At 38.4% G+C, this 14,412-nt stretch carries 11 protein-coding genes and 1 pseudogene; 2 read left to right on the top strand and 10 right to left on the bottom strand.

All coding sequences use genetic code 11. From position 1 onward, the window contains the following. Nucleotide 1 precedes the first annotated feature (1 nt). The 10 genes and pseudogenes from cysD to L323_RS27165 form a co-directional block, all read right to left on the bottom strand. A complete protein-coding gene (gene cysD / locus L323_RS27210) occupies nt 2–883 on the bottom strand; it encodes a sulfate adenylyltransferase subunit CysD (protein WP_020814801.1) in 882 nt (293 codons plus the stop codon). 36 nt (nt 884–919) lie between these two features. Further along, nucleotides 920–1,642, bottom strand: a complete 723-nt coding sequence (locus tag L323_RS27205) for a phosphoadenylyl-sulfate reductase (RefSeq protein ID WP_020814800.1) — start codon at nt 1,640–1,642, stop codon at nt 920–922. Continuing rightward, nucleotides 1,639–2,837: pseudogene (locus L323_RS27200) on the bottom strand (ROK family protein). Before L323_RS27200 ends, L323_RS27205 begins: the two are co-directional and overlap by 4 nt. Nucleotides 2,838–2,888: 51 nt before the next feature. Beyond that, a complete protein-coding gene (locus L323_RS27195; RefSeq protein ID WP_020814799.1) occupies nt 2,889–3,962 on the bottom strand; it encodes a sulfate/molybdate ABC transporter ATP-binding protein in 1,074 nt (357 codons plus the stop codon). 20 nt (nt 3,963–3,982) lie between these two features. Then, nucleotides 3,983–4,855: a sulfate ABC transporter permease subunit CysW gene (gene cysW, locus L323_RS27190; protein WP_020814798.1), complete on the bottom strand. Its 873-nt coding sequence runs from the start codon at nt 4,853–4,855 to the stop codon at nt 3,983–3,985. Next, nucleotides 4,827–5,723 (bottom strand): sulfate ABC transporter permease subunit CysT, encoded by an 897-nt coding sequence (gene cysT / locus L323_RS27185; protein ID WP_020814797.1) that lies wholly within the window; start codon nt 5,721–5,723, stop codon nt 4,827–4,829. Before cysT ends, cysW begins: the two co-directional genes overlap by 29 nt. A 21-nt stretch (nt 5,724–5,744) precedes the next feature. After that, nucleotides 5,745–6,803 (bottom strand): sulfate ABC transporter substrate-binding protein, encoded by a 1,059-nt coding sequence (locus L323_RS27180; protein ID WP_020814796.1) that lies wholly within the window; start codon nt 6,801–6,803, stop codon nt 5,745–5,747. Nucleotides 6,804–7,076: 273 nt separating this feature from the next. Next, nucleotides 7,077–8,855: a CotH kinase family protein gene (locus L323_RS27175; protein WP_020814795.1), complete on the bottom strand. Its 1,779-nt coding sequence runs from the start codon at nt 8,853–8,855 to the stop codon at nt 7,077–7,079. A gap of 144 nt (nt 8,856–8,999) precedes the next feature. Beyond that, nucleotides 9,000–11,849, bottom strand: coding sequence for a glycoside hydrolase family 9 protein (locus L323_RS27170; protein WP_020814794.1), 2,850 nt, complete (start codon nt 11,847–11,849; stop codon nt 9,000–9,002). Between the two features lie 193 nt (nt 11,850–12,042). Beyond that, the gene (locus L323_RS27165; RefSeq protein WP_020814793.1) at nt 12,043–12,990 is read right to left on the bottom strand and encodes a hypothetical protein; all 948 of its coding nucleotides are present in this window, start codon (nt 12,988–12,990) and stop codon (nt 12,043–12,045) included. Between the two features lie 212 nt (nt 12,991–13,202). Between L323_RS27165 and L323_RS27160 the strand changes: the two genes are divergently transcribed. Together L323_RS27160 and L323_RS27155 are read left to right on the top strand one after the other, a co-directional pair. Beyond that, on the top strand, nt 13,203–14,036 hold the full coding sequence (locus tag L323_RS27160; RefSeq protein WP_020814792.1) for a sulfite exporter TauE/SafE family protein: 834 nt from the start codon (nt 13,203–13,205) through the stop codon (nt 14,034–14,036). Continuing rightward, nucleotides 14,033–14,389, top strand: a complete 357-nt coding sequence (locus L323_RS27155; RefSeq protein WP_020814791.1) for a DUF1634 domain-containing protein — start codon at nt 14,033–14,035, stop codon at nt 14,387–14,389. The genes L323_RS27160 and L323_RS27155 overlap by 4 nt, the downstream gene beginning before the upstream one ends. Nucleotides 14,390–14,412 lie beyond the last annotated feature (23 nt).

Genomic DNA, 14,412 nt, shown 5'->3' with positions numbered 1-14,412 from the left:
ATTACATATAACCTCCCCTGCGTAGTGTTTCAAGCCCGCCACCGTCATCCTTATCCTGTGCACGGCCTGATCTCTCTGCTATATTTGCAAATTTACCGCTCTTTAATTCTTCAATTATCTCACTTACATTTTTTGATGTGGATTCTACAGGAGATGTGCAGGGGTAGCAACCAAGGGATCTGTAGCGTTTTCCGCTGCCCTGATCGAAATATAGTGATGTAATGGGAATATTCTCTCTTTCTATGTATTCCCAAATATTTAGTTCCGTCCAATCCAGAAGAGGATGGATTCTGATATGTGTCCCGGGAGCAAAATCTGTTTTAAACTGATTCCAGAACTCCGGCGGCTGATCTCCCACATCCCAGTCGTTTTCCTTGTCTCTTGGTGAAAAGTACCTTTCTTTTGACCGGCTGCCTTCTTCATCTGCCCTAACACCTACAATAACTCCGGTATATTTTTCTCTGTTTCCGTCCAAAACGTATTTGCTGGTAGTGTGGTCCAAAGTATATCTGTTCCATTCACCTGATAGTGTATTTTTCAACGCTTCCGATTTAAGTGTCTGGCAGCAGGTTATGCGGTCTGCCTTTCCGTCAGGGAAGGTTTGTTTCTGTGCCAGTGCTTCACTGTTCTCACCATATATCATGGTCAGTTTCCACTTTAACGCCAGATCATCCCTGTATTTAATCATTTCGGGAATCTTATAATGTGTATCGATATGCACAAGGGGCATGGGTACATGACCAAAAAAGGCCTTTCTTGCAAGCCATAAAAGTACTGTACTATCCTTTCCTATAGACCAGAGCATGCATATATTTTTGAATTCTCTGTAAGCTTCTCTTAGTATGTAAACACTCTGTGCCTCCAATTTATCCAAGTGATTCATAGCCAACCTCCATATTTTAAATAATTTAAAACTACGCTAATACTTTATAGAATGTGCCGTTCCCAAATGGAGACCGCATTCTTTTTTATCAGGATCTTCCCACCACCATCTTCCGCTTCGTACATCTTCACCGGGCTGTACGGCTCTGGTACAAGGCTGGCATCCGATACTGCGGAATCCGTTCCGGTACAGATTGCTGTAAGGGATGCTATGTGCTTTTATATATTCCCATACATCTTCTTCTGACCAAAATACAATAGGATTAATTTTGTAAATGGAATTGCCATTGTCCCATTCAAAAACTTTCATGTCCTGACGAGTAGGCGACTGATCTCTTCTCAGTCCGCAAATCCATCCATCTACAGTGCCAAGCACTCTTTTAAGGGGTTTGACCTTTCTGATTTCACAGCACCTTTTTCTTGAATCCACACTGTCATAGAAAAAATTTGGCCCAAGCCGTGATACAGTTTCCTCAATATCTCCGTTTTCAGGTGCATATACTTCATAGTTGAACTTATAGGACTGCATAGTTTCTTCCATGAGATCATAAGTTTTCTGAAAATGTCTTCCCGTATCAATGAAGAATATCCTTGCTTTAGGGTTAATATTTAAAATCATATGTGTAAGCACCTGATCCTCTATGGACAGGCTGGAAGCCAGTGCTATATTGGAAGGCCCCATCATTTCCAGAATGTAACTGATAACATCTGCCGCATTTTTCTTTTCACTGTTTAGTGCTTTTAAATCAAGTTCTCTCATTTTCTTTCTCCTTTTAAAAATTTCTCCAGTACCATGGCACTGGCTCCAATAGCTATGGCAATTTCGTTAAATTGCCCTCCTCTGTTGAAAATAACTTCTCCGTCTTTTTGTATGTGACTTTTTCTTATAGCCATATCTGTACATATGTCGTAAAACAGCTGAGAATTTCTGATAAGTGGGCCGCTTAAAATTACAATGCCGGGGTTCAGCAGCTTTATAAGATTGGCAAGCCCTTCCCCCATAAACTCTGCTGCATACGTTATAACGTCAAGTGCTTGGGGTTCCATACCCTCAGCAGCTTTACAAATTTCTATATAAGAAACTTCATTTGATATGGTTCCGGGGTGGGAATTCTTATTTAATTTATTAAATCTCTCTACCATGGAATAAATAGAGGAATAAGCCTCAATACAGCCTTTATTTCCGCAGGAGCATGTCACACCATTAACATCCACAACCATATGTGCAAAGGCATCTTCGGTATTGTTGATATTCCTTACAAACAGACCTGAGGTAATAATCCCCATTCTTATTCCTATACCGCAATTAATATAAATTACATTTTTAATTCCTTTTCCAATTCCGAAATTAGTTTCAGCCAGTACCGCAGCATTTGCTCCGTTATCTACTGCAACCGGGACTCCCAGTCTTTTTTCAAATATTGATTTTAGCGGTATATTCTCCCAACCGGGAGCTACAAAGTTTTCCGGATTTAATACTAACCCTCTTTTTTATCAATAGGGCCTACGGTACCGATGCCTGCACCTATAATAGTACCGTTTTCTTTTTTCAGCTTAGCATTGACATCCTTTATCCAGCTGAGAATTATGCTAAGTACAAGCTTTGGAGTTGATTCTCTGTTCATATCAAACCTGTATTTTTTAATGGGTTGCATTTTAAGGTTAGTTAAAACGATCTGAGTATATGTTCTGGATATATCTATGCCGACTATGTAATAACCGGATGGATTCACATCATATAAAACCGGTTTTCTGCCTCCAGTTGATTCTCCGGTTTCTGATTTAACGAGAAGTTCCATTTCCTCAAGAGGCTGCATCATTCTGTTCAGGCTTGTGAGCTTTATATCAGACAGATCTGACAGAGTACCCTTGGTTAATGCCCGGTTATGCAAAATTAAACTGAATATCTTTTTTGATTCCGGGCTTAACCCGCTGAAAATATTATTGTCAATCATTAAATCACATCCTGACTTTTTACCGTTTTAGGCAAAAGTATGTAAAATTTTTCATATCATATAGTCTTCAGGAATAAATACTTTAAAATCCTTTGGCTTAACATAAACGGTCTGCCTTTCCTCGAGCATAAGTTTTCTATAAATATCTTTGCTAATTTCAGCTTCTACATATTCTCCGGTGTCGAATCGCTTCATTTCAAGGTTTACAATAGGTCCCACTGCTCTTATGAAGATAATCTCAGCTGCAACGAAATCATTTTCATTTTGCTCCAAACTTATTTCAATATCGTGAGGGCGAATATAACTGATAATTTTCCTGTCAATGGCTTCTGAATGTTCCGGAGAATCCAGTTTTAGGCTGCCGAGTTCAACTTTTCCATTGTGTACTCTGCCATGAAACAGGTTCACATTCCCCAGAAAGTTGTAGACAAAGGGATTTGCCGGATTGTCGTATACTTCCTCAGGTGTACCTATCTGTTCAATTTTCCCTTGGTTAAGAATTACTATCCTGTCCGCTACATCAAGTGCCTCCTCTTGGTCGTGTGTTACAAATACACTGGTAATGGGATATTCATCATGAAGCTTTCTAAGCCATCTTCTAAGGTCTTTTCGCACCTTTGCATCCAATGCACCAAAGGGCTCATCCAGTAAAAGCACTCTAGGCTCAACAGCCAACGCTCTTGCAAGTGCTATTCTCTGACGCTGTCCTCCCGATAACTGGGCAGGGTACCGCTTGGCGAGTTCTTCCATTTTTACCAGAGACAAAAGCTCGTGAACCTTTTTTTCTATAGCCTCCTTGCCAGGCCTCATTTTTGATGGCCTTACCTTAAGTCCGAAGGCTATGTTTTCAAATACTGTCATATGTTTGAATAATGCATAATGCTGAAAAACAAAGCCGACTTTCCTATCCTGTGTACTTTTACCGGTATTATCTTCTCCGTCAAATAAAATACTACCCTTATCCGCTGTTTCCAGTCCGGCGATAATTCTGAGAAGTGTTGTTTTGCCTGATCCTGAAGGACCTAGCAAAGCTACAAGCTCTCCTGTATTGATTTTCAGATCTATATTTGATAGAGCTTTGAATGATTCAAATGTCTTTGAAATACTTGTTATTTCTATACTCATATTTTCCACTCCGATTTATGTCATTTTTCCTGTTGTTTGATTTTCCAATCTGCGATATTTTTTATTATCAGGTTGATGATTGCAATTACTGTCAAAAGTGAAGCTACTGCAAATGCAGCTGAAAACTTGTACTCGTTGTATAGGATTTCAACGTGAAGAGGGACAGTGTTTGTTAATCCTCTAATATGTCCCGACACAACAGACACTGCACCAAATTCACCTGCTGCCCTTGCTGCCGTAAGCATAACACCATAGGTCAATGCCCACTTTACATTTGGAAGTGTAATAAGCAGGAAGGTTTTAAAGCCGCTTGCCCCCAATGTCAGGGCAGCTTCTTCTTCAGAGGTTCCCTGTGCTTCCATAAGAGGAATAAGCTCTCTCGCCACAAAAGGCAGAGTTACAAATAATGTAGCAAGAATTATTCCGGGAGGTGCAAAAATTACTTTAATACCAAATTCATTTAAAACGGGAGCCAGTATGCCGTGACTTGTACTGAAAAGTAAAACAAATATCAAGCCTGCTACTACGGGAGAAATAGCAAAAGGCAGATCTATAATTGTTACCAAAAGGTTTTTGCCCTTAAAGCTGAACTTGGATACAGCCCACGAAGCCACCAATCCAAACCCGGTGTTTATTGGAACCACAATAATAATTGTAAGTAATGTTAACTTAATTGCTTCAAGTGCCATAGGGTCACTTACAGCTGCCAGATAAACCTGTGCACCCTGCTGAAAGGCTTTAACAAATACCGATATAAGTGGAATAAAGAGCATTAGTATAAAGAAGAGTAAAGCCAGTACAGTGAGTATTATCCGTACAGCCCCGGATTTTTTTTCAGGTCTTTTCTGATATGTATTGAGAACCTTATGGTTCAAAGGTAGGCTTCCTGCCATGATGTCCTCCTTTAGCGAATATAAATTTGTGTCTGTTAACTGCCCACCACTGAAAGAGATTTATTGCTAATAGCATTAAAAATGATATTATGAGCATAATTGCCGCAACTGCTGTTCCACCCGCATAATCATATTGTTCCAGCTTTGTTCTTATTAGAAGCGGTGTTATCTCTGTTTTCATAGGCATATTCCCTGAAATGAATACTACGGAACCATATTCCCCCAAGGCTCTTGCAAAGGATAGTGCAAAACCGGTTATAATAGACGGAAAAAGTTCAGGAATTATTATTTTGCAAAAGGCCTGAAGTCTAGTTGCTCCAAGACATGCTGCTGCTTCTTCCACTTCTTTGTCTATACTTTGCAGAACAGGCTGAACGGTTCTGACTACAAAAGGAAAACTGATAAAAATCAATGCTACAATTATTCCAAGAGGGGTATATGATACTTTTATGCCTAATGGCTCCAGAAACTTTCCTATCCAACCATTTGGGGCGTAAAGGGTGGTAAGTGAGATGCCGGCAACTGCTGTGGGCAATGCAAAAGGTAAATCAATCAATCCGTCTATAATCTTCTTGAAGGGAAAGGAATATCTCTCTAAGACCCAGGCCAAAAGAAGTCCAAATATTGTATTTACTGTAGCTGCAAGGAAGGATGCTCCAAAAGATATTTTCAATGATGCCATCACTCTGGCACTTAGTGCTATATCCATAAAGCTTTTGAGGCCCAGACTGGAACTATTGAAAAATACCATTGATATTGGAATCAGAACCAAAAGGGCTATATACAGAAGTGAAATTCCCATGGTAATTCCAAAGCCGGGTATGACACTTTGCTCCTTGATTTTTATCGGCTTTATTGTAAGATTCATAATTTCACCTCCAGTTCTTAATTATTTTTTTATGTATATTTGATCAAAAACTCCGCCATCACTGAAATGTTCCTGCTGAGCTTTATTCCAGCCTCCGAATACTTCATCGATAGTAAAAAGATTGATTTTTGGGAACTGCGCTTCATATTTCTTTTCAATGTTCTGGTCCCTTGGTCTATAGTAGTTTTTTGCTGCTATTTCCTGACCTTCGTCACTGTATAGATATTGGAGATATGCTTCGGCAGCCTTTCTGGTACCTTTTTTATCAACAACGGAATCAACCACAGAAACCGGAGGCTCAGCTAAAATACTTACTGACGGTACTACAATCTCAAATTTATCCTTTCCAAGCTCATTTATTGAGAGAAAGGCTTCATTCTCCCACGCTATAAGAACATCACCCAAACCACGTTCAACAAAAGTAGTTGTTGCTCCTCTAGCTCCTGAGTCCAGAACCGGTACATTTTCATAAAGCTGACTGACAAATTCCCTAGCCTTCTCCCGGTCATTATTATTTTTCTTCAGAGCGTACCCCCACGCTGCAAGATAATTCCAACGAGCACCGCCGGAGGTTTTTGGATTTGGAGTTATTACCTGTATCCCGGGTTTCACAAGATCATCCCAATCTTTTATGTTCTTTGGATTGCCTTTTCTCACAAGAAATACTATGGTTGATGTATATGGGGTTGAATTATCAGGTAGACGTTTTTGCCATTCCTTGTTAATCAACTCTTTATTTTTATTGATTGAATCAATATCGTAAGCTAATGCCAAAGTAACTACATCCGCCTCGTTTCCATCAATTACGGTTCTTGCCTGACTTCCTGAACCACCGTGGGATTGCTGAACAGTCACAATTTCTCCTGTTTTTTTCTTCCAGTATTTTATAAAAGCCTCATTGTATTCCTGATAAAGCTCCCTTGTAGGATCATATGAAACATTCAAAAGGGTTATGGAGTTGTTGTGTGATGAGCCAGAAGCTTTATTTGAATTTTCGGCATTACCACACCCCGTCAAGACTGAAAATAAAAGCAGTATACACACAGTGATAATATTGATTTTAAGAATTTTATACTTCATTACAAATCACTCCTTTGTTAAATAATAGTTTTCATATATTCTTAGTATGCATTGACTTAAAAGATTATTTGATGAATTAGGTAAACCAATTCCAGCTTATAAAAAGCAGTACATTATACCCAAGTAATCCCATATGTTTTATAAGTTATCCAAATGGTAACATGTGGTTAAAAGTATGTCAATTATTTTTTAGCAATTTTTGTAATTTTTATTTTTAAGAAAAAAATAAACAGAGGAAGCACATCCTCTGTTTAGCTTACTACCAATCAATAGTTACTTACTCTTTTTCACAAGACTCATATTGTTTATGGTGACATCAGTTCCGTTAAATGTATTCCCTCCAAGACTGAATATAAGTGCGCAATTGGAATCGCTTGCAGGGGCTTTTATAACTGTTTCATAATGTTGAGGCTCTTTTGTGGCCTTTAATTCACCTGAATAGTATGGGGCCCATGGTGCATAATTCTGTTGAATACATAATGGCAGCTGACGGGTTTCACTGCAACTATAATCAAAGGAAAGTACATATTCAGCACCTTGTTCTATCATAAAGCCGGATGCATCAACCTGGGTATTCCAGCTTTCCACCCCACCGTTTTTAATTGAGAGAGTCAATCCTATGTTAGGCAACATTTTATAGGTCAAATCTACATCAGATGTATTTAATAGTGCCAGTATAGGGCTTATCTCCAATAAATTTGAGTTTGAGGTTAATTGCTTTCCATTATAGTTTACAAACACCCCATTTTTAAAATCCTTGCTGTTTATATATTGGGTCAACCATTTTATACGGTTGTTCAACCAGCTGCCAAGATAGTTATAATGCTTTCTGAAGGTTGTAAGTGCTGATATTTCAGCAGGTTCAATATATACCTGTTTGCCCAGTACATCCCATCTTTCAAAGTTTCTGCAATAAGACTTGTAATTTGTTTGGGCTTCTTTTATAACTGTTTTTGGCAAACCATTTATTTTACCTTGTAGTTTATTCCAGCGCTTTTTTACTAAATCACGGAACCAACTTTTTGATAGTGCATGGCAGAACCATGGATTGGAATTTGCATTCACATTCAGGATATTATATGGATTAAAGCCTTTCCATGATTCAAAGCCCTTTACACAGTTTGCATTTCCCATAGCCAGATCAAAATCCCACATAGGGCCAAAACAGAGCTTTCCTCCTGCATTCTTGTACATATAGAAGCTGTCCCATCCGGCATCAACATTTTTGACAATTTCATTGCCTATATATATGTCGACTAATGAATCAAGGTCTATGTATTTTCTCAATTCCTTTTCGTTGCCGCTTTTCAATGCGCTGTAGGCCTTTTCAATGTACTTTGAAATGTAATTAATCTGCTGATTTTTTATTGATTGTGTTTGGGATAAGTCATTTTTTACTTCGTAGGTAGCCGTATCTATATCAAACTTGTTATCTTTGGCGTATCTGCTCATTTCAACAAGGTAACCATTATTCTCAACTTCATTTGGCTCTTCTGAAATCGCTATACGATTCTTATTTATGTTAACATCTTCACACAACAAATATACGCCTTGATATTCATGGTTCACATAAAGTTCTATAGAACGGCAGTTGGGTGAGTAGGAAATGCCGTCCAGTAATTCAGCAAAATGATAGACGGTAAGATTTCTTAAAAGAGATCCATCGTAGCAGTTTGAAATCAAGCACCATGTCTTTCCTTTTCCATCTCCTATATTAAGAAGATTTTGCTTTTCTCCAAATTTTATTTTGTAGCTCTTCTTTTCGGAATACATGGAACTGTTTCCACGCAGCTTTACTGATGAAGCAATATCAGACATTTCATATTTACCATCATCATTTATTACGCTGATTTTTGCATCAGTGTACACCTCATCGGAATCAATTTTAGTGTCGGAGTCGGTATTTATTGCAACAATTGGCATTTCATACTGAATATATTCTGATAAATTGGCTGTTTCCGCTGCAAATGTCTGCGTGCTGAACCCCACAATATTTGTTGACAAGAAAGTAAAAAATAGTATAACCGATATAGCTGACAATTTTTTTCTCATAGTTATAACCTCCTGTTTAATTTTAGGCCTTGGATTGGTGTCAAACTGTTTAGTATATATGACAAGGGCCGGAAAGTTGAGTTTTCGGCCCTTGTCGTGTGCTTATCCATCCTGGAAATCAGAAAGGAGCTTTAATTTAATTGATTAAAAGGCAGATATTGTACCAAGAAGATACTTTTTGAGTAATGCAAGGTCGATTGCATTAACAGAATTATCTTTGTTTACGTCTGCTCTGACACAGCTCTCCGAATCCAATTGTAAAGAACCAAGGAGATATTTTTTCATTAATGCAAAGTCGATAGCATCTACAGTTCCACTACCGTCTAAATCTCCGAGCTTGATATTAATAACAACAGGTTCGACCCCATACTTGAGTTCGCCCTTTATGTAACCTGTAATTTTTGTATTATCACCAAGATCAGTCATTTTTGAGTCATATGAATAATCGTTTGTCTTGTCATAATCCGTTGTACCCTCTATTCTGAATGGTATTGCCCCAGTGCTTCCTCCCGGTGACAGCTTTCCTGCTTCGCTTGTAAACCCGATTTCACAATAGGTGTCAGCACCCGTAACAGGATTAGATATATTGGTAAAATTACCGGTGACATTGCTGGTACCTAATGCTGCGTATTCACATGTAAAGGAATTTTGCTGGTTCCCGTCATTTGTGAACCAATAACGTAGTTTTATGTCAGACAGATTTATGGGAACCGTTCCGGTATTTTTTATATTTATTGAAGACCTTATGGTATTTTTTATGGTATCCGAAGCACCGCACTTATATGATACAGAGATTGACGGCGGCGAGGTGTCTGGGTTTTCAGGGTCAGTTGACGGGTCGAGCTTTGGAGCTTCTTCACCGTAAACCAAAGTCCCGTCCAAATAAACAGGCACATTCTTGGTTACTGCATATGTACTTGTAAGATTCTTCATACTGTAGTCATTGTAAGAATCCCAATGAGTCATGTAATTGGAATCCTGTTTTGCTCGGAATGAAATTTGAAGTTCTCTGTCTCCATATATTTTGCTTCCGCTCCAATCAAATTCGTAATAGTATGTTCCTGCATCATCCCACTTGAAAGGCCCTGTGTACTTGATAGGGTCCTGCTGCATGGAAATCTGTTCGTCATACTCTACTGCAAATATAACATCGTCTATAGTTTGTCCGCTTTTTAATAATTCATTAATGTTAAAGAAATATCTTACTTTCATTCCTGTTTCGTAATGAGGTGGCTGACATGACTCATTATGAACTCTTAAAACTACCTGTGTGCTGTCAGCAGTTTCCCTTGCTACACGAGCTTCGCAATAGTAATCATCAGCTCTTGGTTCCTTTGGAGGGAAATTCGCTATTGGCTTTTGACCCTGTCCGTAGTAGTTATACAATCCGGCTAAGGCACCTACAAAGGCAGCATTATAGTCAACTGCAACTTCATTATAGGCATACTCAGTGGTTGAATCTATATGATAATCATTTGCATCAGGCCCCCCTGCCAAAGCACCCCATAAAATATGTCTGTGTTCCACAGGGTCATTCATACTGTTGGTTTTTGAGCCATGTGCTGCTCTATGGTGCGGGTGATGTGCAAAAGGAAGCCCCTGTTCATAGCCGTAGCCGACTATATAAGAATATCCCATGGGGTTTCTTCCCATAAGGTATTCCATCTCCTTCTTTGCCCATTCACCAAAATCAGTTCTTTCCGGATGATGTTTCATATATACAAGAGCACATAACTGTGCGGCTGTATTGTAACGTGCAGATCCCCAGCCGTTTATCATAGTATATCCGGCAGGTGATGGTTTGTAATAGTTATGGTCATTCGGATCAGTATGCTTTGCTACACCGCCGGACAAATATTCTACATTCCAGCTTGCGATAAAGTTGAATAATTCATTTTCGGGTAACAGTTCATTGAGCTTTAAAAATGTTCCGGCCCATACCGCATCCCAGCAATGAGTCCATGAATTATACCAGGTATTGGTATTATAGGTTTCAGGTATTATTCTTTTCATATATCCGGTATAGTTTCCCTGTGCATCAACAGAGTCAATATCTTTTACGTAGTCCATATTTCCGGTACACTGATAAAGCCATACAGCAGCCCAAGCCAGCTCATCTTCATCATAATCAGAAGTATAGTAGCCATCACCAGCGGCCTTACCTCTGTATTTTTTTGCGAATTCATACATGGCTTTTGCGACCTTTAAGCACTTTTCTGCATATTGCGGGTCTGAATCCTTAAAATTCAGGTACGATGTACAAAGGGCCGCAGCAGTACTTGCACATACATCACTTCCCGGAGTTTCAGCAGTAGCAAAATCAGCAGGTCTGGTCTTGGCATACTCTTCCGGATATAGTTCCGGTGGCCCCCAGTAACAGTGGTCAACGTCACCTTCTCCTACCATGTAGCAAAATGCAATGAGATTACCATCTTTGTCAAGATAGGAGCAGCGTAAGAATGTATCAGTAAAGTATTTTAAAATATCAATTGTGTGCTGTTCCTCCCCTATTGCCTTGTAGGAATCCCTGAATTCATAGAATCCCCAACCAAGGGTACCGGCAGCATAACTCTGTGGAAGACCGAAGCGGACATGATCGCCTGCATCGTGGAACCCACCGTGTACATCTACTGTACCGTCTCCGTCGGGATCAATTACACTTTTGTACTTTTCTAAAAAAGCAGCTGACAGGTTGGTGTACTTTAAGGGTATTTTTGCATCTCCTTCATGGCATGAACCCCTCCATTCAAGCCTGCCACCTTTGTCGTAACCGGCTTCTTCGCCGCATTTCTCTGCATCGTAAAAATAAAGTGATTTTTGTAGTGCTTCTGCAAAGTTGAAATAGTTATAATTCTCCCAGCCTTCAGCCGGAGTAAAAGAAGATGGCGGTGCTTCTGCTGATACCGTAACTGCAGAAAAAATCTGTCCTGCTATAAGAGCAATGATCAACAAGACCGACAGCCTTCTTTTCCTTTCTTTTTGTACTTTTGACATTTTTTAACTCCCCCTAAAAATTATTTTAATGTGGATTAAATATATTCCGAACTCTTCTAACCTTATTATGGTAAAATGAGTTCTCTACAACAATTATACCAAATTAATACATTATTAAAATAATTTTGCATAAGGTTGTACAAAAAAAATGCAACAATTCTGTTGCATTTTATATAGTATATAATGCTCTATATTATATCCCGGATAATGCTTCTGCCATTTTAACTTCTGATTCTAAAATAAAAGAAAAGTTATTTGATAATCTATTAAGGATATCTTTATTTTCAGGGTTGTTCATGTATCTTAAAACAAGTGCTTGATTAATTTTCCATTTATCACTAATAGTTTTAAATTCTTTGGATAAATTGAGTAATTCTAAATTATTGTATCTTTCTCCTAAATGTTCTAAAAATAAACTGAAAAGCACTCGTCCCCCTGAAATTCTCAAAAGCCTCCATATGATATACGAAGCACTCGGCTCATTTCCATGAGCGGTTTTTATTTCAGCTGCCACATCAAAGGAATTATTAAAACTGTTTACGAATTTGGATAGTGAGGAAAAAGTGTCATTTTTATATGCACGGCTCACCGAATTATGTAAAATTGCTCTCCAATCTATATTAGTATTCTTATATCTATCTAAATTAATAGTTATACACCCCTTACAGCTTGCATGAAAGTCCTCAATTTTCATAATAGCTCCATTACATGGCGGCGCCGAATCAATACAAAATAGGTTTCCGCTTGTATCCAAATCTACTATCGTACAAGAATGATTAATGTGTACTTTTTTGAACACATTGGTCCATACACAGTTATACATATCTGTGAAAATAATTACGGGCATACCTTTGGAGGTTTCTTCTTTGATAAGCTCATATACTTCTTCTGTCGTAATATCGTAATGTCTGATAATCTCCACATTGTAAAAATCAGACAGACACTCAAAAACGTTATTGAAACCCTCTTCTATTCTTGGGCCTAATGCACCCGGAAAGTTCGGGTCTTCATCAGAGAAAGTAAAGCCCCATATGTATGCAAAAGCTAATCTGTATTCCAAATTTTTAGACGCCATAAGTGAGATTATAGGACTTGAAATGCAATTAAGTTCACTGTTAAAAATCAGTGGAAAGCTTCTCATGTTTTCATCCTCCCCATAAATTAATATATCTCCCTCAAATTCATATAATAACCATATATTACATAATCACTTATATTATATATTATGAAGCTGTAACATAACAATATACATCTTATTGGCACAACTGAAATTCATCTGAGATAACATAATTCCGTATTATATTTGGTATAATGTTACTTGAACATTCCATTAAATACTAAGGTGGATTTGAAATGATAACAACTACAATTGTAATATTATTCATATCAGTATTGGCTGGTTTTTTAGGCTCGCTCCTTGGGCTTGGAGGCGGAATAATCATAACCCCTGCACTTACTCTTTTGCTTGAAATTGATATTAAATATGCAATAGGTGCAAGTATTATTTCCGTTATAGCTACTTCCAGCGGTTCTGCCATAGCGTACCTTAAAGACAGAATAACTAACGTAAGGGTCGGAATGTTTCTTGAAATTGCTACAACAGCAGGAGCTCTCACAGGTGCTTTTCTAGCCGGATTGTTCAGCACCAAATACCTGTATCTTATATTTGGCTTCCTTCTTTTATACTCTGCTCTTAACATGTTTAATAAAAGAAAGCAGGAGCTGCCGAAGGATATTTCCCCCTCACCGTTGGCTGAAAAATTGAACCTTAGCGGTGCTTATTATGACAAGGTACTCTCCGAAACGGTGGAATACAATGTAACCGGGGTTTACGGAGGATTTGGTATGATGTATGTGGCGGGCGTAATTTCGGGACTTCTCGGTATAGGCAGCGGTATTTTCAAAGTAATGGCTATGGACTCTTTTATGAAGCTGCCTATGAAGGTTTCAACGGCAACAAGTAATTTTATGATAGGTGTTACCGCTGCCGCCAGTGCAGGAATTTATCTTTCAAGAGGAAACATTGACCCCAGTATTGCCGCACCCGTGGCATTGGGTGTTCTTTTCGGCGCCTCTATCGGGACAAAAGTAATGCAAAGGTTGAAAAGTTCAACTCTGAGACTGGTATTTATCCCCGTTTTGCTTTATGTGTCAATACAGATGATAGTTAAAGGAGTGAAATTATGAAATCCAGAATTGAAGGCACAGAGGTATTTATAAGCAAAATTCTGAGAATCGGAGTAATTGTCAGTGCTATTGTAATAGGCTTCGGACTTATACTCCTTTTTGCAACGGGTAAAAGCGGTTATCCCGGAAGCTTCTTTCCAACATCCCTGGGTGATATTTTCAGCGGATTAGCGGTATTAAAACCCTATGCATTGATTCTTACGGGATTGTTGATTTTGATAATAACTCCGGTTTTCAGGGTTGGTATATCAATATTTACTTTCCTGAAAGAAAAAGATTATATGTATGTAATTATAACAACAATAGTTTTTGTTATTTTAGTTATAAGTTTTTTACTTGGAAAAGTAGAATAAATATATAAGGGGCTGTTGCAAAA

Source organism: Ruminiclostridium papyrosolvens C7, from assembly GCF_000421965.1.
Classification (GTDB): Bacteria; Bacillota; Clostridia; order Acetivibrionales; family DSM-1351; genus Ruminiclostridium; species Ruminiclostridium papyrosolvens_A.
The sequence above is the reverse complement of the archived record's forward strand: the minus strand, read 5'-3'. Positions and strand labels throughout refer to the sequence as shown.